The following is a 23,722-nucleotide window of genomic DNA, read 5'->3' as shown; positions in this document are numbered from 1 at the left end:
GGTTCCGCCGGATCACCTGCCAAGCTCCCAGGTCGTCTACCAGGATCGTCATCACCTGGGCAAACGCGGGCCCCACCTCCCAGGCATTCCAGACATACAAGGTGTTCGGGGTGCCAGGCTCCCAGGGCGAGCAGCGCGTCGGCCTGGCTGCGCGGGAAGTCGGCCCAGGTCGTGCTCTGCCGTTCGGGCGCGGGCGGGATGCCGTGCTCGCGGAGGGTCTCCCAGACCGTGGAGGCGGCGGCCTTGATGCCGAGAGCCGGGAGCTCGCCGTGGATGCGGCGGTGTCCCCACGAGGGGTTCTCGTGGGCCAGGCGCGGCACGAGGGCGCGGATCGAGCGGACAGTGGGCGGGCGCCCACAGCACTTGGGCGCGCAGGTCACGGCGTGGCGTCGCTTGAGCAGGTTGCGGTGCCGGCGCGCGATCGTGTCCGGGTGTACCAGCAACAGGAGGTGCCGCAGCTTGTCCATGGGGAGGTGGTGGAGCAGGCCGACGAGGACCGCGTGGTCGGTGTCGGTGAACCTGGGCCGGCCGACCTGGCGCTGCAGGACCAGCAGTTGGTGCCGCAGCGCGAGGATCTCGATGTCTTTGTCCCGATCGCTCATCGGCAGCAGGCGCAGGAACGCGAAGGTGTTGGTCACGGCGAGGCATGCCAGGCGCAGCAGCACGACAGATCATGATGCCGCCCGGCACCTGTCCCGCGAAAACCGCGGGACGAGCAGCGAGTGCCGCCCCGAGATCGGCGCTCAAGACTGCCACCTGCACGGATGATCTATCGGCACCCGCAGTGCTGAGGAGTCCGGCAGTGGTCGGCCGTAGCGGGCGGAGAGACCGGGCGGTACAGCGGGTGGGCAATACCCATAGCCGACATCGCGAAGCGGGCCAGTTACCAGCAGATCGAGTTGTCCTGTTGCGCACTGCCCGTTGCCCAACATCTCCTCATATGCTTGTAGTTCACCTATCCGCCCGTTTCAGGGGGTGTCGTGCCAGCCGACACGATGTACTGCTACACCTGCGAATCTGACGAACAGCACCGTCGCCTCAATGCCACGGAGAAAGTCTGGCTCAAGAACCGCACGGGCCGGAAGACCGTCGAGGAGTTCTTCATGTGCAAGGCTCCGGGCTGCCGCAATCTGCGGACCGGTTTCAACAAGCGCCCCTTCGACCCTGTCATCCGCGTGCCCTTGCCCGACTGACCCCTCGCGGGACAGCAGACCCGCCGACGCACGCTGCTGAAGATGCTGCCGGGCGAGCTGGAGCAGTGGGCACCGGTGCCACCGGCCATCGCTGGCCCGGTCCAGCCTTCGCGCGGATTACCGAGCTGACCGCCGTGGCACCCAGTACGGTCCCGGCCTGGACGCAGGACTGACACACCACCGCGAGGTCTCGCACGCCGACGTTCCCCGCTCCGGGCCCTGATCAAGGGCAGGGGGACAACGCCATGGGCGTCATCCCCTTACCCCGGCGCTGATGTCGCGGCAGGCTCAGGGCCGGCGGCCTACCGGGTGTCCGCCGGGGCGTCGGCCAGCATGACTGCGGCCTTGATCGGCCTCGGGAAACATCGGTGCAGCGGTCAAGACCGGCCGCGGCTCCGCGACTACAGCTGAGCTGCGTCAGTCCAGGCAGAACTCGTTGCCCTCCGGGTCGGTCATCACGATGAAGCCGGCGCTCATCGGGGGAGCGGGCTCGTGGCGACGTACCCGCGTCGCTCCCAGCGCGACGATCCGGTTGCACTCGACCTCCAGCGCCGCCATCCGCTCCTCTCCCTGCAGTCCGGGAGCCGCGCGGACGTCCAGGTGGACGCGGTTCTTGGCGACCTTGTCCTCCGGCACCTGCTGGAAGAACAGCCGTGGGCCGTGACCGTCCGGGTCCTCGATGGCCGATCTCGTGTTGCGCTGCTCCTCAGGTACGCCGATCCGCGCGAGGAAGTCGTCCCACGCGGCCAGCGGGTCGGCGCCCTCGGGCAGGTCGACTCCGGGCGGGCCGGGGTGGAGGTAGCCCAGTACGTCGCGCCAGAAGGACGACAGCGCCCGCGGGTCGTGGGCGTCAAAGGTGACCTGGATGTGGCGGCTCATCGGGTTGCTCCGTTCGTAGCGGGTTTCGTGTGCAGGTAGAGGTCGCGCAGCAGGCAGACCTCGGACAGGTGGTGGATCAGCTCGCGGTGGATGTGCAGCACCAGTTCGGCCATGGGCATCTCGGGGAAGGGCTCCTTCTCACCGATCGGGGCCCGGAGCCCGGCGTCGCCGAGGCCGCCCACCCCAGCCAGCCAGATGTCGAACTGGGTCTCGAGCTGGTCGAGCGCGGTGGCCGCGCTGCCGGCGTACTCCCAGGTCTCGTACGACGCCGCCGGCGCGCCGAAGTCTCCCGCGTTGCGCGCGGCAAGCACGCCGACGAGGACGTGACCGAGCCGCCACGCGATCGTGGTGAAGGCCGAGGGGACCGGCTGGGGGGATGCGTAGTCCATCGCGAAGTCCCCGGCACCGAGCTGCACGGGCGCCGTCGAGCTGCCGCGCGGCCGCACGCTCCAGGCGTCCGGCACCGGCGACCAGAAGTACTCGTCGTCGGTGAGGCCCTCAAGCCGGGCTCGGAGTTGATGTTTCCAGTGGAACTCCCACTGCTCGCGCAGCGTCCGGTTCCAGTCGATCTCGTCTGCATCCATGGAGCCACCGTGACACCTCTGGCGGACAGGATCGGTCCGCTATTTCTGGCAGGGTGGGCAACATGGACGTGTCAAGCGGCGACGAGCGGGGTACGACGGAGCGGGTGCTCACCCTGCTCGGGCTGCTGCAGCAGCGCCAAGTCTGGACCGGCCCCGAGCTCGCCGACCGGCTCGGGGTCACGCCGCGCACGGTACGGCGTGATGTCGAGCGGCTGCGCACGCTCGGCTATCCAGTGCATGCCAGCCAGGGTGTCGGCGGCGGCTACCGGCTCGGGCCGGGGCAGGACCTGCCGCCGCTGCTTCTCGACGACGAGGAGGCGATCGCCACCGCGGTCTCGCTGCTCGCCGGCGCGGGCGGCGCGGTCACCGGCGCCGGCGATGCCGCGCTCCGGGCACTGACCAAGCTCGACCAGGTGCTGCCGACCCGGTTGCGGCACGAGGTGCGCGCGCTCTCCGGCTCGGTGGAGTCCTTTGGCGGAGGCCGCACGCCAGTCGACCCCGAGATGCTCATGACGCTGGCCAGAGCCTGCCGCGACGAGGTTGAAGCCGGCTTCGACTACCCGTCCGGGGGCGATGTGCGACGGCGGCGGGTCGAGCCCTACCGCCTGGTCGCCTCCGACCGGCGCTGGTACCTCCTCGCCTACGACCTCGATCGCGACGACTGGCGCAGCTTCCGCGTCGACCGGATGACCGACGCGTCCGCACGGACCTGGCGCTTTTGCCCGCGCGCGGCGCCCGACGCGGCAACGTACGTGCAGGAGGGTGTGGCGAGCCGGGTCTACCCACACCAGGCGCGCTTCCTCGTGCACGCGTCGGCCGACACGGTGCGCACCCAGATTCCGGCGTCGGCGGCCGTCGTACGACAGCGCGGGAGCGAGTTCTGCGAGGTGCTCAGTGGCGCCGCCAGCCTCGACGCCGTGCTCATGCACGTACTCCTGCTGGGACACGCCTTCGAGATACTCGACCCTCCGGAGCTCGGAAGGCGCTGTCGCGCGCTGGCGCAGAGATTGCTGTCGGCTGGTGCAACGATCTCACCCATCCCGGACGTGGAGGAGTCATGAGCCGCGACCACACCAGCGCCGAGGAGCACCTCCGTCCTGAGCACTTACGGTTCCGGCCCGGATACCCCCGAAACATCACCACGCGCTCCTTTCACATCTTCGGCTCGGCTCACGCGAGGCCCCCTGGCTTCACCATGGAGCCAACGCGGCTGCCGACGTCACACCGCCGACCCCGTACCACAGGGAGGCACTTGGAGGCGCGACGTCGACGCCCACCAACCGAGAGACAGACGCCCGGATCCTCCGAAAGACGGCGAGCGTCAGCTTCCCGCGGAAGTGAGACACCGACGAAGCCGAACTCTGCCGGACCTCGCCCGCGAAACCGGCATGAGCACCGCGAACATGGCCCGCTGGGCCCACACCCACAACATCCCCCTCCGGCCCCGCGGCGGAGTAAGCCACAACATCGCACTCCGCGTCGTCGAGCAGGCAGCCAAGACCCAACCATCCTGGGAAAGGCCCTCACCAGTCCCTATGCCTGGCAGCGACTCGACCGCTTCGCGACCGCATCGTCCTACCGTTCCTAAAGACTGAGCATGAGTTGCACATGCTCAGCCGAACGCCCCGAACGGTCTTGGGGGTTCTGGTCCACCGCGTTCGCTCCGCATTCAGTGCCATCGGATCGTGTCCGTGGTCCGGGTAGGTGGGGGCGGTGTTCCTCGCTCCTTCGGCCGCTGGGTCGAGCCTGGACGGTCCGATGCCCCGCACCATCGCTCTGGTGGTGTGGGGGCGGTGCCGTCCGTCGCCTGATCCGGTGACCGAGGGAGCGTCGTCCAATCGCCACCGCTGCGGCGTAGTGCCGTGCAGCGGGGCGTCGAGGTGTGGAGAGGGGCTTTTGCCAGTGCTCGGCGCCCCACTTGGAGGTGTAGGCGGGATCGACAGCTATCACGCCAATGCCGGCTTCGGCGCACATGCTCAGCAGGCGTGCGCGGAGCTTTCCGGTGGGGATGCCGGAGATGAGCTGCCGGAACTTCTTCTTCCGGCCGTGCTTCTCCCGCGTTTTGGAGTCGGTGAAGTCGAGGTCTTCGATGGCGATGACCTTGACGCCGACGTTCCGCGCCCAGTGGAGGAGGCGGGTGAGGGCGTGGCGGAGCTGCGCGTCGCGGTGGCTGGCAGTGCCGGACAGGTCGTAGCCGAAGCGGCGGGGTGCACCCACCGGGTTGCCGTACTTGTCCAGCAGCCAGGCGGCCAGGTGATCCGCGTTCGTGTCGACGCCGATCACGCCACCGGCCCGCAGCGTGCTGAGAGGGACGATGGGCAAGTCCCTGCGGGTCCAGGACGCATCGAGGTACCAGCGCCCCGAGGACGCGTTGAGATGGATGCGGTAGGCCACGGCCCGGTTCGTTTCGATGCGGTCGCGCCACTCTTCGCCCCGGTGCGGGAAGGTGACCTTCGCGGTCAGCACGTACCGGCCGTGCTTGCTGTTGGCCAGGCCGGCGAGCGGGACCGGGAGTTTGATACTGATCTCGCCCTCGGGGGTGACGCGGATCGTCTCGTTGCCGAAGCGTTTGCCGGACTCGCCGTCAGCGGTCAGGAACCAGCGGGATGTCTCCCACTCAGCCCGCCACCGCTGGGGCGTCTTGCCTGCTGCGGCAAGGTTGTGCCGCTGCTTGACCAGCCGACGACTGCCCCGCACCACGGAGACCTTCCCGACTTCCCGTTCGGCGCGGACTTGCTCGTACCGGCCTTCGAGGATCGCCAGGCGGCGCGTCTTTTGGAACCACTCGTGCTTGGAGCGGTAGCCGCCAGGCTTGCCCCGGCCGCCCTTCTCTCCAACCGGCAGCGACAGCCGGTGCCGGATCGTGCGGATACCGGCATCCAGAGAGACAAGGTGCTGATGCTGGGCGCGACGGGACAGGCCCCACTGGTCATGCGTGTTGGAGGTGACCGAACCGGCCCACCGTGACGACGACTCGGCGGTCATGTCCCGCTTGCGTGCCGCCCACGTGTCCGTGGAATGCTCCAGGCCGTCCCGGCACCTACGGGAAAGATCCCGGGACGCCAGGCAACCCATGTGCTCGCCGACCAGCCGCAAGACCTTCTCGTCCTCGCCGGTCAGGCCCTTGAGGCGGTCCCGGATGCTCACACCCGTGGGCCCGTCGGCGACGAACGGCCGGGCGATCTGCCTGAGCGGCCTGTGCTGGTCAGCCATGCTGCGCGGCCTCCAGGGCCTTACGGGCACGGTTCTTCGCCGAGCGGCGCCCGTACAGGCGGGCGCAGAACGACGTCAGCACCTCCACCACATCGCGCACCAGATCGTCCTCGACCTCGCCGTCGTCCAGGACGACGAGGCGCCGACCATGCGCGGACAGAGCGGCTTCGACGAGTTCGACGTTCATGCGCCCGAGACGGTCTTTGTGCTCGACCACGACCGTGGTCACGCAGGGGTCGGCCAGCAGCCGTTTCGCCTTGGAGCGGGCGCCGTTCATCCCAGATGCGATCTCCTCCTCCACGCGGACCACCCGGTGACCGGCCTTGGCCGCCCACTCCGACAGGCGGGCTACCTGACGTTCCAGGTCGCTCTTCTGATCGTGCGAGGAGACGCGGGCATACAAACCCAGGCCGCCGATGGCCTCCGGCGTGGTGGCTGCATCGACGTTGACCAGGATCGTGCGCGGCCCAACACGCCGAGCAGGCACGGGAAGCGTCCCGTTCTTAAACCAGCGGTACGCAGTGTGGGGGCTCACCCCCTGCGCTCGTGCCCACTCAGTCAGATTCACACGAAGATCATAACGCAACTAGAGTCAGGTCACGCACACTTATACACACTCAACCGACGCCAGCTCCACACCCCACGATGCGCGAGGCAGCGCAAGCCCTCGGTATCAACCAACCGACCCTGGTGATCCAGATCAACCGGTTGGAACGAGACCTGGGGCAGCCTCTGCTTGAGCGGGCTGAACGCGGCCGAGCCATGAAACTGACTACCTTCGGAGACGAGGTCGCCACTGCTATTCGGGCTCTCCGGCTGGCATCGACAGGTCACCACCCCAAAATCGATTGACGGCGGTTGCAGAATCTCTGTCATGGGGACGGACATCAGCGGTTTTGTCGAGTGCCGAGCATGGCACCTCCACGAGGAGGACGAGGACTCGGTTTGGCGAGCCGCCATCGACCTCTTCTTCCTCAACATCACCCGGAACTACGACGCGTTTGGCTGCCTCTTCGGAGTCCGCAACTACGCGAACTTCCGACCGCTGGCCGCAGACCGAGGAATCCCAGTCGATGCGTCGGAGACTGTTCGTGCCGAACTCGATCAACTTGCCCAGTGGCCGGACCAGGCATACGGCACCACCTGGATCACCTGGGCCGAGATCAAGGAGGTCGATTGGGGCGAGCCAGCTGAGAAGGCCGACAGCCGACTCCACCAATACCGGCAGACTCCGGATGGGTTCAGGTTGACGGGGAAGTCCGCCTGGAACTCTCGCTTCGCGCAAGCCGTCGGCCTTCCTGCACAAGTGCCGGACGAGGCTCAAGAGTGGCCCGAGGGGAGCGAATGGCTCATCGGCGACACTCTCTACAGATCCGAGAAACTCCGCCGTCGAGATGCCGTCCCGGAGACCGGCGAGTGGAAACCGGTCTGGACGGTCATGGAGGCGCTCGCATCGCAGCACGGCGATGACAACGTGCGACTCGTTGTCTGGTTTGACAACTGAGTAGGCCCAGGCACGAGCTCTACCCGCCGCTCTCGCTGAGGAAATGCCACCCGTCCTGAGACAAGAGTGGTCGGCCACGACGTGAGACAGCCGGAGAGCTCACTGGTCAGCACGATGCCCTGGGACATGAGCCGCGAGATCCTACAAGTCATGTAGGGTCTCAAATTTTGTATCGGAATCGCACGGCTGGTGCCGGATGGAAGTCGGATCCGACGTGGCGTTGAGACATGCAGGTCGCGCCTGTACCTCGTTCGCGTTGAAACGCCGACGCCTGGAAGGCCAAGCGGCCGCGCCGGGAACAGACGGTCCGGCCGGCACGGTTGCATCGACCGAGGGACCGGCGCCGCGCGGGCGGGGAACACGGAGGCCACAAGGTCGTCCGCCCCACCAGGATCCGGGCCCCAGGATCGCGGTACGCCCGCCGCGCACTCGGACCAAGACGTATTTCTGCAGGAGGACTGTTTCATGACTGACCGGCCCTTGACGCTCATGGCAGTACACGCCCACCCCGACGACGAGGCCACCGGAACCGGAGGGGTCCTCGCGCGGTACGCGGCGGAAGGCATCCGCACGGTTCTCGTGACGTGTACCGACGGCGGTTGCGGTGACGGACCGGGAGGTATCAAGCCGGGCGATCCCGGGCACGATCCGGCGGCGGTCGCCTTGATGCGCCGTCAAGAACTTGAGGCGAGCTGTGACGTCCTGAAGGTCAGCGATCTGGAGATGCTGGACTATGCCGACTCCGGGATGACGGGCTGGCCGAGCAACGACGCCCTCGGATCCTTCTGGCAGACCCCCGTGCAGGAAGGCGCGGCCCGACTCGCGGAACTCATGCGGCACTACCGACCTGATGTGGTCGTCACCTACGACGAGAACGGCTTCTACGGCCACCCCGACCACATCCAGGCCCACCGCATCACGATGGCGGCGCTGGAGATGACCGCGCTGACGCCGAAGGTGTACTGGACCACGATGCCCCGCTCGATGATGCAGCGGTTCGGCGAGATCATGCGCGAGTTTCATGAGGACATGCCGGAGCCGGATTCTGCCGAGACCGCCGCGATGGCCGAGATCGGCCTCCCCGATGATGAGATCACCACGTGGGTGGACACCACCGCGTTCAGCTGTCAAAAGTTCGACGCGTTGGCCGCGCACGCCAGTCAGGGCGAGAACATCTTCTTCCTCAAGATGGGCAAGGAGAGGTTCGGCGAGTTGATGGGCATGGAGACCTTCGTACGTGTCCAGGACGCCACCGGCTCGGCCATACCCGAGAACGATCTCTTCGCCGGGCTGCGCTGATCCGCCCGTCCGACTGGCTGGGAAAGCGCATCGGCCGCATGGCGCGATCGAGCGGGTCACACACCCGGAGGCTTGTCCACGCGAGTTCCGTTCCGGCAGCCCGCGTCCAGGCCCTCGCCGACGGCGTCGACGCGTGCCCGCACTTCCGACCCGACACCGCGCTCGTCCTCAAACCGCCTGGCAATCGCACAGGTGGGAGACCTGCGGGCTGCTGACTTGGAAGGTGCGCGACAGCCCAGGTCACAAGCCCGCCGAGGAAGCGACACGAAGCCGAGGCTCCGATATTCGACACGCCGTGAGGCAACGGAAGAAGCAGCAGGTCACGAGGGCGGTCTCCGACACCAACCGCGAGACCCTACAAGCCATGTAGGGTCTCAGGCTTCGCTGCACAGTCTCACGCCTGACTGCATATCGACTGCACTTATGAAGCGAACGTGAGACAACTAGAAAATCCCCAGGTCACAGAGCTGGAGCATGCAACGAGCCGCGAGAATTTACACCCGTTGCAGGGTCTCAATCTTCGCGTCGGATTCTCCGAGTTGATGTCGGATCCGAATCGGATGCGCCATGAAGCTGAGACTCGCAAGGCGCGGCCATCATTCGCAGACCTGCCGTATTGGGCAAAATCGTCAAGTGGCCTTGGGCGCTCGAACGGTGTGGAACTCGGCGAAGGACACGAGAAGTGCGGCGGTTTGCTGCGGATCCTCCAGAATGGGTGTGTGTCCGGCGCCGGGCAGCAACTCGACTTTCGCGCCCGGAACGACGCGGTAGTCGGCCGCGGAGGAGGGTCGCCATCTGCGGTCTTGGTCGCCGAAGATTACCTGCAGCGGCTTACCGAGGGCCATCAGTCGATCCGGGAGCGCCTGCTGGTTCAGATAGGCGGTGGACGCCTGCATTGCTGCGGTGACCGCGCGGTAGGTCATGCCACGCAGTTCGTCGACGAGTTCTTGTGGGACCTGGTATCCCACGCGGAATCCGGTGCTCGCGAACTGGCGGATCTGCTCGTCGGTCGGTGGCCACTGCGCGGGGTGGAACGCGGTGGGCCCCTGTGCGATGAAGGCATCCATGCTGGGGCCGGTGTTGATGAGCGCGAGCGCGGTCACCAGGTCGGGGCGTTGCTCGGCGAGAGCGGTGGCGGCATAGCCACCGCTGGAGTGGCCGACGACTATGGCGTGCTCGACGCCGAGCCGGTCCAGTGCCGTGCCGATCCTGCGTCCCTGCTCCGGGGTCGCGTAATCGCCGTCGACCGGTTCGGCCGAGCGGCCGTGCCCCGGCAGGTCGATCCGGATGACGCGATGGAGCGTGGTGAGCAGCGGAACCAGGGCGTCCCACGAACGGCTCGAGGTGGCGGATCCATGGATGAGCAGGAGCACGGGGGCGTCGCGAGGGCCATCCTGGCAAACGTAGATGTCGCCGTGCTCCAGGCAGAGGATCGAATCCTCAGGGGCGCCGGCGTCGCCGGTCATATGAGGGTGCCTGTCGGGAGGGGTCATGAGTCCACTGTCGCCGCCGGTGCACACCGGCGGCTTGGATAAATGTTCCCTCCTTGGCCCGCGTAGCATTTGGTGATGGGGTCCACCATGAGTGAACGTGACGATCCCGCTGTGTGGGACGTCGCACGTCCGCAGCGGCCCAGCCGGGTGGCTGGTGTCGATATGGCCGGGTTCCGGGTCCCCGGCCCGCTCGTTGGTGGCCTGCGAGTGGTTCCGCATCCGGCCGTGATGCTGATCCTGGAGTTCGGGGCGAGCGCGTCCACCGTGGAGGATGGCGGTGGGCGGCGACATCGGGGAAGTCTCGTCGCCGGGCCCGGGTTCGGCTCCGGAGGCGGGGTTCGGGCGTGGGGCGAACATGTCGAGTGCGTGCAGGTGCGCCTGTCCCCAGTGGTCGCAGGGGCGGTTCTGGGCTCCTGTCCGGCCGATCTGGCCGGTTCCCTGGTGTCCCTCGACGAGGTGTGGGGCAGGGAGGCGTCACGGATTCGCGAGCAACTGGGCGAAATCCCCTCGTGGGAGGGCCGCTTCGCGTTCACGGACGCGTTGCTCGCCCGTCGTTTTGAGGCGCGGTCGCTGGTGGACCCGGCGGTGGCCTGGGCCTGGAACCGGATCGTCGTCGGCAGGGGCCTCGTCCGGGTCGACCACCTGGCGGCCGAACTCGGATGGAGCCGCAAGCGTCTGTGGTCCCGGTTCCACTCGCACATCGGCATTCCACCGAAAAGTGCCGCGAAGCTGGTCCGCTTCGACCATGCCGTGCACCGTCTGGTCGCGGGTGAAGGGGCAGCCCAAGTCGCGGCGGACGGCGGCTACTACGACCAGTCCCATCTGCATCGGGACGTCGTGGCGTTCACCGGTACAACTCCGGCGACCGTGTTGGGCGAGCCATTCCTGACGGTGGACGACCGCGCATGGCCGACCGTGAAACGCCCACCCAAGACCCACGTTTCCACGGATCTCGGCTCGGTCGCCGTTACCGACGTCGGCTCACGAGGGGGTCGCTGAGGAAGGGCAGCGACGTTGAGACGGCCCACAGTTGAAGTGGCGTGAGACAGCGGAAGAAGTCGCAGGTCGCAGCGTCGCCGTATGAAGCCGAGCGCGAGGCCCTACAAGTCACCAGCGAGGCGTACAACAACCTGTGCGACAGGCTAGGCGTGGTGCAGTCCATGGGGCGCGTGGGATCAGCCCTGGACAATGCCGCCGCCGAGTCGTTCAACTCGCTGATCAAGGTCGAGTACACCCACCGCAACCAGTTCGCCACCCGCGCCGAGGCCCGGCTGAAGATCGCCACCTGGATCACGGACTTCTACAACCCGCGCCGCCGCCACAGCGGGGCCGCCGGCCTACCGCCAATCGAGTTCGAACGCACCCTCAGCGAAGCACGCGCCGAGCACCATCAGAAGGACCAAGCCGCGTAAGGAAGGCCTCTACGTTTCCAGGGGATTGACATCAGTGCGCTCGGCACGTCCTTGCGCCGCGTGTTGTTCCGTTGCGGGATCGTCAATCGGTCCGGGTGCGGAGGCTCCGCGCCAGGGTGGGGATCATCACCGTCGCAGGGACGAGGTGTAGCCCGAGAAGGGCGGTGGTGGCGGTGTTTGCCCCGGAGAGGAGGGGCGGGACCATCGAGATCGCGGTCAGCGACACTGCCGTCCACACGAATCGCTTGGCGGGGCGAGCGCTCCAACGAAGAATAGCGACGGCAATGACGATGCCCATGACCGAGAAGAAGCCGGTCACCACGGCGAACCCGGCTAACGGGATCGTCTCGCCACCATCGGGGACCTCGAAGTCGACGCCAACGGCCTGGGCAAGCGCAGCGGCGAGGGTGGTGGCCACCATCGCTGCGAGCGTGGCAATGAAGCCGGTGCCGGCGAGCCTGCGGAGTCGGTGGGTGTGGCTGGTCCGGCCCGATGCCGGGCCTGCGACGACGCCGGTGTCATTCATGCTGTTCATGTCGTTCCTCCATCATTCGGTAACTGGCGTACGGGTGTGTTGACTGGCATGTGACGGTCCTGGCCTTGGGGGTGACGATGCGCACCCTCGCCGTGCGACGGCCGGGGTTGCGCAGGGCGCGGACGCCGGTGCCGCGGAGCCAGAACCCGGCGCCGCGTCCGAGAACCGGCCCGGGCTCGCCGTCGCGCAGCTCCAGCTGCACCCGCCCGCGGGTGACGACGCCGAACGCGTCGCACCATTCCGCTGCGACCACCGCGACACGCGTGCCACCGCGCAGCGCGAGCGTCCACATCGGGACTACTCCGTGCCGTCCGCCGGCAGGCGCTCCGGCAGCCCGAGCCGCGGGAACTGGTCGGCGTGGAAGATGACGATCTCGGTGATCGCCCCGCCGGTGACGCGCAGGACGTCGAGCGTCAACGGCAGGTAGGCGCCCTCGCGCTCGTTCCAGAGGTAGAAGGCGACGGCGGGCTGCCGGTTCACCGACGTGGGGACGCCGCGCAGTCCCTGCATGCCCTCGAAGCCGTCCTCGACCCAGCCGGTCACCACCGCGTCGCGGCCCAGGGACAGGCCCGGCGTGGGCGGCATCGAGCAGCGGACGTCGTCACGGAGCATGTCGGCGAGCCGGTCGACGTCGGTGGCCACGCTGGCGTCGGTGAAGCGACGTACCAGCTCGCGCGTCCCGGAGTCCTCGGCGCCGCCGGTCCAGTCCTGCCGCTCGGCGGGCAGGTGCTCCCGCATGCCGGCGCGGGCCCGCTGCAGCGCGCTGTTGACGGAGTTGACGGAGTCGCCGAGGAGCTCCGCGACGTCCTTCGCCGGCCAGCCGAGCACGTCGCGCAGGATGAGTACGGCGCGCGGGCGCGGCGCGAGGTGCTGGACGGCGACGAGGTACGCCAGCTCGATCGTCTCCCGCGCGACGGCGACGGTCTCCGGCTCGTCCGCGTCTCCCGCGGGCAGCTCGTCGAGCAGCCGGTCCGGGTAGGGCTGCAGCCACAGCACCTCGCCGCCGGTCGCGGGCTCCGGGCGGCGTTTGGCGAGCAGGTCCAGGCAGGCGTTGGTCGCGATCCGGTACAGCCAGGCCCGGAACGTTGACCGCCCCTCGAAGGTCTCCCGCCGCCGCCAGGCACGAAGGAACGTCTCCTGCACGGTGTCCTCGGCGTCCTCGAACGACCCGAGCATCCGGTAGCAGTGCACGTGCAGCTCTCGCCGGTGCCGCTCCGCCAGCCCCGAGAACGCCGGCTCGTCGACCTCGCCCAGACCGCTCCCGCCCAGACCGCTCTCGCCCAGCTCCTCCAGCCGCGTGTCCGCATTCATCACGTCATCCTTCCGTCTCGTCGTGTCCCGTCGTAGGTATGACGGGTGCGGGCGCGACAACTCATCACCAGGGTTGCGAGCTGCTGTCGGTTTGCTGCATTGAAGTGAGTTGTAGCGAGCGGGAGTGAGTCCTGTGGGTGGATTTGTGGGGGTGGGAACGGGGGTTCTGGGGTCGAATGGGTGACCTTGGTGGCTGCTGCTCGTTGGGTCGGGTGGTAGGTGTCCGGTCTGGAGGGTTGGGGTGATGTGGTGGGTGGTCTGCGGGAGTTGGCCGTGTCCTTCGTGGTGCCTGGGCCTTGCGGGGTGGCGGTCCGGGACCGCCTCAGACACCTCACGCCCCAGGACGAGAGGGTGCTGCGTGCGGTCGGTGCACATCAGGGGGCGCTGGCTTCCGGTGATCTCAAGGCCCGCTGTGCGGATGGTCTGGGGCACAGCGCGGATACGTGGGCGTCGCGGAAGCGGGAGCTGACCGGGGTGTCGTCGTCGCGGATCGCGGGGGCCATCACGAAGGCCACGCACGATCAGTGGGCGCTCGCACGCCGTTGCCAGGCAGCGCACATCCAGAACCTGGCGGCCGGGATCACGATGCTGCGGCACCGGCTGTCCCTCCCGGTCGGGGAGAAGGGCACCAAGCGTGCGGCGGGTGGTTATCGGTCGAAGGGCGAGTGGTTCCGCAAGTCCCGCCGCCTCGCGGCACTGGAAGCCAGGCATGCTGCTGCTGTGGCCGACTGGCAGGCCGGACGGGTCCGGGTGGTACGGGGCGGGAAACGTCTCCTCAACACCCGCCACCACCTCACCGAGGCCCAGCTCACCGAAGACCAGTGGCGACAACGCTGGGAGGCGGAACGCTGGTTCATCGCTGCCGACGGTGAGTCGGGGAAGCGGTTCGGGAACGAGACGATCCGCGTCACCCCGGACGGCGAAGTCAGCATCAAACTGCCAGCCCCGCTCGCGCACCTGGCCAACACCAGGCATGGCCGGTACACCCTCACCTCCATCGTGGCGTTCGCGCACCGGGGCGCGGAGTGGGCCGACCGCATCGAAGCGCACCGGGCCGTCGCCTACCGCATCCACCTCGATGTGAACCGCGGACGCTGGTACCTCACCGCATCCTGGCAACGCCCCGCCGTCCGGATCGTCCCGTTGGAGACCGCCCGCGCCCGGGGGATGATCGGTGTCGACACCAACGCCGACCACTTCGCCGCCTACCGGCTCGACCGGCACGGCAACCCGGTCGGCGGGCCGCATCGTTTCCCCTACGACCTGTCCGGTTCGGCCGGTCACCGTGACGCACAGATCCGTCACGCGCTGACCCGCCTGATCAACTGGGCCAAGTCTGTCGGTGTCGCCGCGATCGGCATCGAAGACCTCGACTTCGCGCCTGAGAAGACCCGGGAGAAGCACGGCCGCCGCAAGCGGTTTAGGCAGCTCGTCTCCGGTATCCCGACCGGCAAGCTCAAGGCCCGGCTGGTGTCGATGGCCGCCGAACACGGCCTGAGCATTGTCGCGGTCGATCCCGCCTACACCTCCCTGTGGGGTGGTCAGCACTGGCAGAAGCCGCTGGTCACCCCCCACCGCACCATGTCTCGTCACGATGCCGCGGGCATCGCGATCGGACGACGTGCCCTTGGATACCCGGTCCGGCGTCGGACGGCACCGCCCCCACGCGACCGGAGTGATCGTGTGGGGCATCGGACCGTCCAGGCCGGGTCAGGTGACCGGGGGCGTGAGGGAACCCGCCCACCCGCAACGGACCGGCCCCCTGGAGGACCGTCGCCGAGCGGGAAGCGAAAGCGGGAACCCAGCGCATCCAACACCGTTCGGGATGCGCCCAGTACGCAACAGTGGGTCCAGGACTCACTCATGCGCACTGGTTAGGAACGGTGGCGTTGTCACGTTGTCGAAGGTGTTGGCGCTTGGCGGGGTGCCGGGGCGTGCTGGGGTCGGTTCCGGCTCCGCACTCAGGCCGTGGCGGGCAGGCCGGCAGTGCCGGTGATCTGCTCCCAGATCGCGAAGCGGACGGTCATTTCGGCGCGGTGGTCGGTGGCGGTCATCAGGTGGCGTCGGAGTCGGAAGTGGGGTGAGATGCCGCTGAACGCGGACAGGAACCGCTGGGCTCCGCCGACGCTGCGGAAGCCCTTCATGGCGCGTTCTCGTTGCCGGGTCGGCTGGTGGGAGTTCTCGGCCCGGTTGTTGAGGCCAAGCGTTTCTTCCGCAAGCTCCTCAAGAAGACGCGCTCGGTGCCGCGAGTGGTGGTCACGGACAAGCTCCGCAGTTACGGGGTCGCGCACCGCGAGGTGATGCCTTCCGTCGAGCACCTTCAAGATCCAAGTCTCTCCGGTGTCCAAGATCCGGGGTCAGGGCCCGGATAGCGAGGACGGGGGTCCGCACTGCACACGCAGCAGAAATGCCGGGGCCTCGGACACCCGTGTGGCGCTGGAGTTCGCGACGCGAGCGCAGGCGGGTTGGCAAGTGGTCAGTGCGTGATTGTGTGGTTAGCGTTCGTGGTGTGGCGCACATCGTGATCGTGGAGGACGACGCCTCTATCGGACCCAAGCTTGCGGCCTCGCTGCGCAATGTCGGACATGACAGCGACTGGTGCCAGGACGGCGCGGCAGCTCTGGCCAGGGCCGCCGATGGCGGCGTCGACCTGCTGCTGCTCGACCTGGGGCTGCCGGACGTGGACGGCTTCGAGCTGTGCCAGCGGCTGCGGGACCGGCTGCCGGGCGCGGTGCTGGTGGTGCTGACGGCCCGCACCGGGGAATTGGACGTCATCCAGGCGCTGGAGTCGGGCGCCGACGACTACCTCACCAAGCCGTTCCGACTCGCCGAGCTCGTGGCGCGGGTGACGGCGCACCTGCGGCGGGCGGCGGACGGCGGCGACACGGCGGAAGCGGCGGGCCTCGTGCATGGGCGGCTGGTGATCGACCGCGCGGCGCGGCGGTGCCTGACGCCCGAGGGTGAGGTGGAACTGCGGCCGAAGGAGTTCGACCTGCTGGCCGTGCTGGCGGCGGCATCGGGACAGGCGGTAAGCAGGGAGGAACTGATGAGCCGGGTCTGGGACGAGAACTGGTTCGGCTCGACCAAGACCCTGGACGTGCACGTCGCGGCGCTGCGCCGCAAGCTGGGGGACCTGGTGCACATCACCACGCTGCGGCACTTCGGGTACCGTCTCGAGCCCCCGTCGGACGCCTGAGGTGCGCCGCCGCATCCTGCAGGCCACGGTCGTCGCGGTGCTATGCGCGCTGTTGCTGTTCGCCGTTCCGCTGGCAGTGGCGGTGCTGCGCCTGTACCAGCAGGACGAGATCCGTGAGCTGGAACGGGCTGCCGACCGTGCCGCGCTGACCCTCCCCACGCAGGTTCGGGAGCTCGACCCGCGTGAGTTGCCGCGTCTGCGGTCCGGCACACGGCTGGCGGTGTACGACACCAGAGCACGTCTGGTGACCGGTTCGGGGCCGGCGAATGGTGATGCCGCTGTACGGGCTGCCCTGGCGGGCTCCGCGCAGTCCCGCCAGGTCGGCGGGAACCTGGTCGTGGCGGTGCCGGTGGGGTCCGCCAAGCGTGTGCGCGGTGCGGTTCAGGTCAGCCGTAGCGGCGCGTGGGCGTGGCGCCGTTCGGCGCTCACCTGGCTTGCCATGGGAGGGCTCGGAGCCTTGGCCGTCGGCGCCGCGGCCCTGGTGTCCGTGCGGTCCAGCAGGAGACTGGCGCAGCCGTTCGAGGCGCTGGCGGCGACCGCGCGGCGACTGGAGAACGGTGAACTGACCGCGCGGGCCGCCACCTGCGGGCTGCCGGAGGCCGACGCGGTTGCCATCGCCTTGAACCGTGCCGCCGACCGGCTTGACCGGCTGCTGCAGCGGGAGCGGGCCTTCAGCGCCGATGCATCCCACCAGTTGCGCACCGCGCTGGCCCGTACGCGCCTGGAGCTGGAGAGCGAACTCACCGTCAGTCCACCCTCCGACCCGCACGCAGCGATGCGTGCAGCGCTGGAGTCGCTGGACCATATGACGACGATCGTGGACGACCTGCTGGCCCTGGCGCGCGACGTACCGGAGCGAACCTTGCTGGATGTAGCGGCTCTGCTCGCGGAAGCCCGAGGGCGATGGTGGGACGATCTCGCGGTGGCGGGCCGTCGGCTGCGGGTGGTGGTCGAGGACGACCTGCCGCCGGCCGTCGGTTCCCGGCAAGCCGCTTTCCAGGTACTCGATGTGCTGATCGCCAACGCCGCGTCCCACGGCCGGGGAGAGGTGACCGTGCGGGCCAGGGACGCCAGCGAGGTCCTGGCCGTCGATGTCGAAGACCAGGGCCCGGGGCTGCCCGAAGGCCAGGACGTCTTCGCCCGCCGCCCGGCGGGCGAAGAGCACGGCCTCGGGCTGACGCTCGCCCGATCCCTGGTGGAGGCCGAAGGGGGGCGGCTGTTTGTCTCCCGCCGGGCCCCGCGTCCCTGCTTCACCTGGCTCATCCCCCGGCCGAACCCGCAGAACTCAGGCTCTGACCTGGCCTGACCGCAGGCACCCGCGCTTGGCAGGCGGCGCTTGTCGATGATTGCGACCTCGGCGACGTTGAAGTGCGGACGCTCAAACGCACGCTTTAACCGTGGCCTAACCCTCCCCACAGCGGACGCTAACCAGGTGCTCGATAGCGTGATTGATGTCGGCAGAGTCCCGTGATCGGGGATCGCCGCGTCGCGGTCATACCGGACAGCAACCCGGGAGCGGTTCGCTGCAGAGGGAGACGGTAGCGATGACAGGGCAGAGGGAACTGCCACCGCCCGACGAGGCCTGTGCCGCCGTACAGGATGGGCCCCCAGAGGCAAGTAGTCAGTTCTGGTCCGATGTGCGACTCCTGAACGAGTGCTTCGAGCGCGCATGCGACAGGGGCCCGGAGTGCACCGCCGTGGAGTGCGGTGCGGAACGGCTCTCCTACGCCGAGCTCGACCGGCAGGCGAATCGGCTGGCCCGGTTGCTTCTGGCGCGAGGGGTGGGGCCGGGCGACGGCGTGGGCATTCTGCTCGACCGGTCCCTGGACTCCTATGTGGCGCTGCTCGGCGTGATCAAGTCGGGGGCGAGCTATGTGCCACTGGATCCGGCGTTCCCGGCCGACCGGCTGGAGTTCATCGTTCGGGACGCGGGGCTGCGCGACTTCGTGACGTCGTCATCCTTGTCCGACCGGACCCTGCACCTGCCGTGCGCGGTGCTGGAGGTGGACCGCGTGGTCGATCGGCTGGCCGCGCTGCCGGCCGGTCGGCCCGGTGTCGAGATCGCCCCCTCCTCTCCGTGCTACGTCATCTACACATCGGGCACCACCGGACGGCCCAAGGGCGTGGTGGTCTCGCACGCGAGCATCGTGAACTTCCTGCGGGTGGTCACGCCGTTCTACCGCGTGACCGGTCGGGACCGGGTCTATCAGGGCCTGTCGATCGCCTTCGACTTCGCGTTGGAGGAGATCTGGCCGGCTTGGATCGCGGGGGCGACGCTGGTCGCGGGGCCGGCCGGGGGCCGGATCGCGGGCCCGGACCTCACCGCGTTTTTGGCCGAGCGCGGTATCACCGTGCTGTGCTGCGTGCCCACCCTGCTGGCGACTCTCGAGCCGGAGCTGCCGCGTCTGCGCACCTTGCTCCTGAGCGGCGAGGCGTGCCCCGCCGACCTGGTGCGCCGCTGGTGGCGCCCCAACGTACGCATTCTTAACGCGTACGGTCCGACCGAGACGACGGTGACTGCTAGCTGCAGCGAACCCGTGCCGCACCGGCCGGTCACCATCGGCGCCCCGCTGCCCACGTACCGGCTCTATATCCTGGACGAATCGCTTCGCGCCGTTCCGACAGGGGAGCCCGGGGAAATCTGCATCGGGGGCCCGGGCGTGGCGATCGGCTACGTCAACCGGCCCGCCCTCACCGCGGAGCGGTTCGTCCCCAACCCGGTGGCCCGGGACCGCGCGGCCGCCCCGCGGGTCTACCGCACCGGGGACCGTGGACGGCGCACCACGACCGGCGAGATCGAGTACCTGGGCCGGGTCGACACGCAGGTGAAGATCCGCGGCTACCGCATCGAACTGGCGGAGATCGAGGAAGTGCTGCGCGAGGACGATGCGGTGGAAAACGCGGTCGTCACGCCGCTGGAGCGCGACGGCTCCGCTCAGGACCTCGTCGGCTACGTCACCCTCGCCGCCGCGCCGGACACTGTCTCGGAGGCAGACCTGCGGGAGCGTCTGCGGATCCGGCTGCAGGGCAGACTGCCGGGATACATGGTGCCTGCGCACCTGGAGGTGCTTTCCGCGTTCCCTCTGCTGGCCGCGGACAAGGTCGACCGCGCCGCGCTTCCCGCCCCGATCTCGCCCCCGCTGACCCGGCGCTCGCGACCGCGCGCCGCCCCCGCGACACCGCTGGAACAGCGGCTGGCCGGATTGTGGTCCGACGTGCTCGGGTGCGACGGGATCTCGGTGACGGAGGACTTCTTCTGCGACCTGGGCGGGCACTCCATGACCGCTGCCCGCCTGGTCTCGCGGATGCGGCAGGACCCCCAACTGCGGGACGTGGCCATGGGGGACCTGTACGCCCACCCCACCCTCAGGGGCCTGGCATCCTGCATCGAGGCCCTCGCCACCGAGCCGCAGGCCGGGCCGCCGGCCACTACCGAGGCGGCCCCGGCTCCCCTGAACCACTCCACGACCCGGGTGATGGTCTGCGGCGTGGCACAGCTCGCCGGACTGTACGCATGGTTGTTCCTGCCCGGACTCGCGATGACCGTCTTGTTCTACCGGCTGTTCCGCTCCGGGCACACCCGGGTGCCGGCGTCCACCGCCGGAGTCCTGGACCACCTCGTCCGGTTGCCGGTCCCGGCGATCACGCTACTGGAGATCGGATGGCTCGCGATCACCTTGCTGGTGCTGCCGCTGCCAGTGAGCCGACTGCTGATGGCCGGGGTCGGCCCGGGGCGTTATCCGCTGTGGGGTGTGACGTACTGGCGGTTCTGGATGCAGAGCAAGGTCCTCGCGCTGACGCCGCTGCGGCTGCTGGCCGGCTCTCCGCTGCTCGCCGTGTGCCTGCGCCTGCTCGGCGCGCAAATCGGCAGCCACTGCCACCTGCAGGCGATGCTGGCGCCACCGTCGCTGCTGCGGATCGGCGCGGGGACGAGCATCGGCTACGGGGCCAGGCTGCAGACCTACACCGTCGAGTCCGGGCGCCTGCGCCTGGGAACGATCCGGATCGGGTCGGGGTGCTTCGTGGGGACCAACAGCGTGGTGCTGCCGGGGGCCGTGATCGGCGACGGCGCCAGTGTGGGCGAGCAGTCGCTCGTGCCGGAGGACTGCGTCGTGCCGCCCGGTGAGCACTGGGCCGGCTCCCCGGCCACCCGGCAGGACACCGTGCCGGCACTGCTGCGGGACCTGGAAGCCCGAGCCGACCACGAACCCTGGCCCGCGCGGGTGCTCGCCGGGTACGGCGCGGGGGCGCTGCTGCTCGTGCTGGGCCCGATGGTGATCTTCGGTTCCGCCTCGGCGCTGGTGGAGTACACCGCCTGGCGGTACGGCTTGGTGTGGGCCCTGGCGGCAGCGGCAGCGGCCGGTCCGCTGGTTCCCCTGGCCACCTGCCTCTTCGCCCTCGTAACCAAACGCATCGTGATGCCCGCCGCACCACACGCCGGGATCCACCACGAGCGCAGCGCTTTCGGGGTGCGCAAGTGGATCAGCGACGGCCTGATGCTCATCAGCCTGACCATGACTCAGGCCCTGTACTCCACCCTCTATCTCGTGCCGTTCCTGCGGGCGATGGGCGCACGGACGGGGCGCTGGGCCGAGGTCGCCACCGTGAACTTCGTCGATCCCGACATGCTCGTTGTCGGCGAAGGCAGTTTCCTGGCCGACGTCAGCGTCGTGGGCCCGGCGATCTTCCACCGGGGCCGTATTGCCCTGGCCCCGGCGCAGATCGGACGGCGAAGCTTCGTCGGTAACGGCGCGCTGGTGCCCGGCTCCTGCCGGCTCGGCGACAACAGCCTCCTCGGGGTGCACTCGCTCGCGCCGACCAGGCCCATGGACCCGGAGACGACCTGGCTCGGTTCACCGGCGATCTTCCTGCCCCGCCGCGAGGCGAGCCAGGCCTTCCCCGCGAAACTGACCTACACACCGAGCCGCGGCCTTGTCGCGGCGCGCCTGGCCATCGAGTACTTCCGGATCACCCTTCCGGCGACGGTCAGCGCGCTGAGCGTCCTCGGCGTCCTGTTCGCCGCACTGCACATGGTGGGTTCCCTCTCGCCCGCGGTGGTGGTGATACTCGGCCCCGCCCTGCTCCTGGGCGCCGGTCTCGGCTGCACGGTGGCTGCCGTGGCAGTCAAGTGGGCGGTCGTGGGACCGTACCGGCCACGCGTGGAGCCCCTGTGGAGCATCTGGGTGCGGCGCACGGAACTGGTCACCGGCCTGTACGAGAACCTCGTGGTGCCGGTCATGGTGAGCCTGCTCACCGGCACGCCGTGGATGGGCACGGTGATGCGCATGTTCGGCGCCCGCATCGGACGCCGGGTCTGGATCGCCACGACCTTCATGACCGAGTTCGACCTGGTCCACGTCGGTGACGACGCCGCCGTCGGCGAATTCACCTCGCTGCAGACCCACCTGTTCGAGGACCGCGTGATGAAGATGGACCGGGTCACCGTCGATGACGGCGCCTCGATCGGACTCCGTTCCGTCGTCCTGTACGACGCACGCGTCGGAGCCGGTGCCCGCCTGGACGCGCTGTCCCTGGTGATGAAGGGCGAATGCCTGCCGGACGGCACCCGCTGGCGGGGCATCCCCGCCGCGCCCCGCCACGACCGCGCGTCCACAACCAGCACGGCGCAGGACCGCGATCCCGGTCCCGGTCTTCCTTCTCAGCTCTCCGCCTTCTCCCAGGGAGGCCCATCATGATCACGCCACTGCACACAGGAACCCGCGGACCGGTACGGCCGCACGTGGCCGGCGAGCTGCCCGGCCCACGTTCGGCAGCACTGCTGGCGCGTCAGGAACAGTGGGAGTCGCGGGCCCGCACCTACCCCCGCCACCTGCCCATCGCGCTCGCCGAGGGATCGGGGAGCTTCGTCCAGGACGTCGACGGGAACGTCTTCATCGACTTCCTCGCCGGCGCGGGCGTCCTCTCCCTTGGCCACAACCACCCGGAGATCGTCCGCAGCGTGATCCGGCAACTCAGCGCCCTCACCCACGGCCTGGACTTCCCCACCCCCGTCAAGGACGCCTTCACCCAGGCCCAGCTCTCCATGCTGTCGCCGCGCCTGCGCACCCGGATGAAAGTGCACTTCTGCGGCCCCACCGGAGCCAACGCCGTCGAGGCAGCCCTCAAGCTCTGCAAGACCGCCACCGGTCGCGGGGGTGTCATCGCCTTCCGCGGCGGCTTCCACGGCAGCACGCACGGCGCCATGGCCGTCAGCGGGCTGGTCTCACAGAAGACGCCTGTCCACGACGGGATGCCCGGTGTCCACTTCCTCCCCTACGGCTCCCTCGGCCCGTACCCAGCGGGACCAGCGAGCCGCCTCGGCCCGCAGGAGTGCGCCGACCAACTAGAGCAGATACTCACCGACAGCCTCGGCGGCGTCCCGCTGCCCGCTGCCGTCATCGTGGAAGTGGTGCAGGGCGAAGGCGGCGTGGTCATCGCGCACCCCGACTTCCTGCGACGCGTGCGGGTGATCACCCGCGCCCTGCGCATCCCTTTGATCGTCGACGAGGTGCAGACCGGCTGCGGGCGCACCGGCACCTGGTTCGCGTTCGAGCAGTACGGCATCGAACCCGACGTGATCGTATTGTCCAAGGCCCTCACCGGCATCGGCATCCCGGTCTCGCTCATCCTCTACGACGCCGCCCTCGACACCTGGGCGCCCGGCGCCCACATCGGCACCTTCCGCGGCAACCAACTCGCCTTCGCCGCAGGAGTGGAGACCATTCGCATCTTCCGCCGGGACGACGTCCTGGGGAACGTACGGCGCAGAAGCGAGCAGATCGCGAACGCGCTCGGCGAACTCGTCACCGACCCCTGGGTCCGCGACGTACGCGGCCGCGGCCTGATGTGGGGCATCGAACTGGCCCGCCCCGACGACGACGGACGGCCCGCCCCGCAGCTCGCGGCAACCGTGCAGACGCAAGCGCTGCGGCGCGGCCTCATCGTCGAACGCGGCGGGCGCGAGGACGCCGTCATCCGCATCCTGCCCCCGCTCAACGTCACCGCCGACGTGATCGATACCGCCACCACGATCCTCGTCGACGTCGTCCAAGCCTGCACATCGAAGACGTTCGCCGGCTCCACCAAAGAAGGCGTCTGACGTC

General features: G+C 68.9%; 20 protein-coding genes and 3 pseudogenes. 13 read left to right on the top strand and 10 right to left on the bottom strand.

Annotated elements, in window-relative coordinates; translation table 11 throughout:
• Window positions 1-125: 125 nt before the first annotated feature.
• Window positions 126-665 (bottom strand): annotated as a pseudogene (locus tag OG395_RS53325) (integrase); the annotation flags it as partial.
• Between the two features lie 315 nt (window positions 666-980).
• On the opposite strand from OG395_RS53325, the gene OG395_RS53320 reads away from it, so the two are divergent.
• Window positions 981-1,193 carry a hypothetical protein gene (locus OG395_RS53320; RefSeq protein ID WP_327241320.1) on the top strand — a complete coding sequence of 71 codons (213 nt, stop codon included), beginning with the start codon at window positions 981-983 and terminating at the stop codon, window positions 1,191-1,193.
• A gap of 417 nt (window positions 1,194-1,610) precedes the next feature.
• Here OG395_RS53320 and OG395_RS53315 read toward each other — a convergent pair whose 3' ends face one another.
• Window positions 1,611-2,072 carry a VOC family protein gene (locus tag OG395_RS53315; protein WP_327241321.1) on the bottom strand — a complete coding sequence of 154 codons (462 nt, stop codon included), beginning with the start codon at window positions 2,070-2,072 and terminating at the stop codon, window positions 1,611-1,613.
• Entirely contained in the window at window positions 2,069-2,656 is a 588-nt protein-coding gene (locus OG395_RS53310) for a DinB family protein (protein ID WP_327241322.1), read from the bottom strand. The genes OG395_RS53315 and OG395_RS53310 overlap by 4 nt, the downstream gene beginning before the upstream one ends.
• A gap of 62 nt (window positions 2,657-2,718) precedes the next feature.
• Here OG395_RS53310 and OG395_RS53305 point away from each other — a divergent pair, with 62 nt between their 5' ends.
• A complete protein-coding gene (locus tag OG395_RS53305; RefSeq protein ID WP_327241323.1) occupies window positions 2,719-3,717 on the top strand; it encodes a helix-turn-helix transcriptional regulator in 999 nt (332 codons plus the stop codon).
• 523 nt (window positions 3,718-4,240) lie between these two features.
• Here OG395_RS53305 and OG395_RS53300 read toward each other — a convergent pair.
• Together OG395_RS53300 and OG395_RS53295 are read right to left on the bottom strand one after the other, a co-directional pair.
• Entirely contained in the window at window positions 4,241-5,869 is a 1,629-nt protein-coding gene (locus tag OG395_RS53300; RefSeq protein ID WP_327241324.1) for an IS200/IS605 family accessory protein TnpB-related protein, read from the bottom strand.
• Window positions 5,862-6,437: an IS607 family transposase gene (locus OG395_RS53295; RefSeq protein ID WP_327241325.1), complete on the bottom strand. Its 576-nt coding sequence runs from the start codon at window positions 6,435-6,437 to the stop codon at window positions 5,862-5,864. The genes OG395_RS53300 and OG395_RS53295 overlap by 8 nt, the downstream gene beginning before the upstream one ends.
• A gap of 77 nt (window positions 6,438-6,514) precedes the next feature.
• On the opposite strand from OG395_RS53295, the gene OG395_RS53290 reads away from it, so the two are divergent.
• The 3 genes from OG395_RS53290 to OG395_RS53280 all read left to right on the top strand — a co-directional run bounded on the left by OG395_RS53290 (window position 6,515) and on the right by OG395_RS53280 (window position 8,672).
• The gene (locus OG395_RS53290) at window positions 6,515-6,721 is read left to right on the top strand and encodes a LysR family transcriptional regulator (protein WP_327241326.1); all 207 of its coding nucleotides are present in this window, start codon (window positions 6,515-6,517) and stop codon (window positions 6,719-6,721) included.
• A gap of 22 nt (window positions 6,722-6,743) precedes the next feature.
• Window positions 6,744-7,373: a hypothetical protein gene (locus tag OG395_RS53285; RefSeq protein ID WP_327241327.1), complete on the top strand. Its 630-nt coding sequence runs from the start codon at window positions 6,744-6,746 to the stop codon at window positions 7,371-7,373.
• Window positions 7,374-7,838: 465 nt separating this feature from the next.
• Window positions 7,839-8,672 (top strand): PIG-L family deacetylase, encoded by an 834-nt coding sequence (locus tag OG395_RS53280; protein ID WP_327241328.1) that lies wholly within the window; start codon window positions 7,839-7,841, stop codon window positions 8,670-8,672.
• Between the two features lie 629 nt (window positions 8,673-9,301).
• Here OG395_RS53280 and OG395_RS53275 read toward each other — a convergent pair.
• A complete protein-coding gene (locus tag OG395_RS53275) occupies window positions 9,302-10,165 on the bottom strand; it encodes an alpha/beta fold hydrolase (RefSeq protein ID WP_327241329.1) in 864 nt (287 codons plus the stop codon).
• Window positions 10,166-10,327: 162 nt separating this feature from the next.
• On the opposite strand from OG395_RS53275, the gene OG395_RS53270 reads away from it, so the two are divergent.
• Window positions 10,328-11,164, top strand: a complete 837-nt coding sequence (locus tag OG395_RS53270) for an AraC family transcriptional regulator (RefSeq protein ID WP_327249230.1) — start codon at window positions 10,328-10,330, stop codon at window positions 11,162-11,164.
• Window positions 11,165-11,205: 41 nt separating this feature from the next.
• Window positions 11,206-11,577 carry an integrase core domain-containing protein gene (locus tag OG395_RS53265; protein ID WP_327241330.1) on the top strand — a complete coding sequence of 124 codons (372 nt, stop codon included), beginning with the start codon at window positions 11,206-11,208 and terminating at the stop codon, window positions 11,575-11,577.
• A gap of 82 nt (window positions 11,578-11,659) precedes the next feature.
• Here the strand turns inward: OG395_RS53265 and OG395_RS53260 are convergent, their stop codons facing one another.
• The 3 genes from OG395_RS53260 to OG395_RS53250 are packed head-to-tail and all read right to left on the bottom strand — an operon-like array spanning window position 11,660 to window position 13,423.
• The gene (locus OG395_RS53260; protein WP_327241331.1) at window positions 11,660-12,112 is read right to left on the bottom strand and encodes a DUF6069 family protein; all 453 of its coding nucleotides are present in this window, start codon (window positions 12,110-12,112) and stop codon (window positions 11,660-11,662) included.
• On the bottom strand, window positions 12,096-12,404 hold the full coding sequence (locus OG395_RS53255; RefSeq protein ID WP_327241332.1) for a hypothetical protein: 309 nt from the start codon (window positions 12,402-12,404) through the stop codon (window positions 12,096-12,098). The genes OG395_RS53260 and OG395_RS53255 overlap by 17 nt, the downstream gene beginning before the upstream one ends.
• A gap of 5 nt (window positions 12,405-12,409) precedes the next feature.
• Window positions 12,410-13,423: an RNA polymerase subunit sigma-70 gene (locus tag OG395_RS53250; protein WP_327241333.1), complete on the bottom strand. Its 1,014-nt coding sequence runs from the start codon at window positions 13,421-13,423 to the stop codon at window positions 12,410-12,412.
• Window positions 13,424-13,672: 249 nt separating this feature from the next.
• Here OG395_RS53250 and OG395_RS53245 point away from each other — a divergent pair, with 249 nt between their 5' ends.
• Entirely contained in the window at window positions 13,673-15,301 is a 1,629-nt protein-coding gene (locus OG395_RS53245; RefSeq protein WP_327249231.1) for a transposase, read from the top strand.
• An 83-nt stretch (window positions 15,302-15,384) separates the two neighbouring features.
• On the opposite strand, the pseudogene OG395_RS53240 reads toward OG395_RS53245, so the two are convergent.
• Window positions 15,385-15,624, bottom strand: a pseudogene (locus tag OG395_RS53240) (IS6 family transposase); the annotation flags it as partial.
• On the opposite strand from OG395_RS53240, the pseudogene OG395_RS53235 reads away from it, so the two are divergent.
• The 5 genes and pseudogenes from OG395_RS53235 to OG395_RS53215 all read left to right on the top strand — a co-directional run.
• Window positions 15,622-15,762, top strand: a pseudogene (locus OG395_RS53235) (IS6 family transposase); the annotation flags it as partial. The pseudogenes OG395_RS53240 and OG395_RS53235 sit on opposite strands and share 3 nt — an antisense overlap.
• A gap of 170 nt (window positions 15,763-15,932) precedes the next feature.
• On the top strand, window positions 15,933-16,619 hold the full coding sequence (locus OG395_RS53230) for a response regulator transcription factor (protein ID WP_327241334.1): 687 nt from the start codon (window positions 15,933-15,935) through the stop codon (window positions 16,617-16,619).
• 1 nt (window position 16,620) lies between these two features.
• On the top strand, window positions 16,621-17,925 hold the full coding sequence (locus OG395_RS53225; RefSeq protein WP_327241335.1) for a sensor histidine kinase: 1,305 nt from the start codon (window positions 16,621-16,623) through the stop codon (window positions 17,923-17,925).
• A gap of 238 nt (window positions 17,926-18,163) precedes the next feature.
• The gene (locus OG395_RS53220) at window positions 18,164-22,315 is read left to right on the top strand and encodes a Pls/PosA family non-ribosomal peptide synthetase (RefSeq protein ID WP_327241336.1); all 4,152 of its coding nucleotides are present in this window, start codon (window positions 18,164-18,166) and stop codon (window positions 22,313-22,315) included.
• Window positions 22,312-23,718, top strand: coding sequence for an aspartate aminotransferase family protein (locus tag OG395_RS53215; RefSeq protein WP_327241337.1), 1,407 nt, complete (start codon window positions 22,312-22,314; stop codon window positions 23,716-23,718). The genes OG395_RS53220 and OG395_RS53215 overlap by 4 nt, the downstream gene beginning before the upstream one ends.
• Window positions 23,719-23,722: the final 4 nt, after the last annotated feature.

The organism is Streptomyces sp. NBC_01320 (genome assembly GCF_035974375.1).
Taxonomy (GTDB): domain Bacteria; phylum Actinomycetota; class Actinomycetes; order Streptomycetales; family Streptomycetaceae; genus Streptomyces; species Streptomyces yanii.
The sequence above is the reverse complement of the archived record's forward strand: the minus strand, read 5'-3'. Positions and strand labels throughout refer to the sequence as shown.